The sequence below is a fragment of the Brevundimonas sp. genome, from assembly GCF_018608325.1.
Classification (GTDB): Bacteria; Pseudomonadota; Alphaproteobacteria; order Caulobacterales; family Caulobacteraceae; genus Brevundimonas.
In genome coordinates this window covers 25,334-25,855 of the sequence record NZ_JABAZW010000104.1, presented here as the reverse complement: position 1 = coordinate 25,855, position 522 = coordinate 25,334, and the positions used below count along the sequence as shown (strand labels likewise).

Below are 522 nucleotides of genomic sequence, written 5' to 3'. Positions count from 1 at the left end.
GCTTGTCGCAGCAGGCCGGATCGTCGAGGCGCGCGAGGCGCTGGAGGCGGCGCTGACGCCTGCGGCCTCGAACCGGCTGTGGACCTTTGGCCGATCACCCGCTGAAGGCCCGCCGCGCCTGACGCCCGCGTGGGAGGCCGCCTCCATCGCCGTTCTGGACGCCGAGGGACGCAAGGACGAGGCCCAGACCCTGCGCTGGGAGCTGTTCCAGCACGAGCTGTCGGCGCCCGTTCTGCGCGACTATCTGGCGCGCCTGCCGGACTTTGACGACGTAGAGGCGCTGGACCGCGCCCTGGCGCTTGCCGCCGCCCATGCCGATTTCGAAAAGGGATTGGGCTTCCTGATGGACTGGCCCGCTCACCGTGAGGCAGCGGCCATGGTCGAACAGAGACGCCGCGAAATCCACAAATCTCTACCGCACAGAACCGACTGGGCCGCACGGCTGGCGCAACGTTTCCCGGCTGCGGCCGATCTTCTGATCGAACCTTAAGTTCGTAGCATCCAGCTCAGACCCGTCATTCC

General features: G+C 67.6%; 1 protein-coding gene. It reads left to right on the top strand.

All coding sequences use genetic code 11. The annotated features are described in order from the left end of the window. The coding region (locus QZ281_RS10705; RefSeq protein ID WP_363297785.1) for a DUF6880 family protein at positions 1–490 on the top strand (490 nt) is incomplete at its 5' end. Between the last annotated feature and the right edge of the window lie 32 nt (positions 491–522).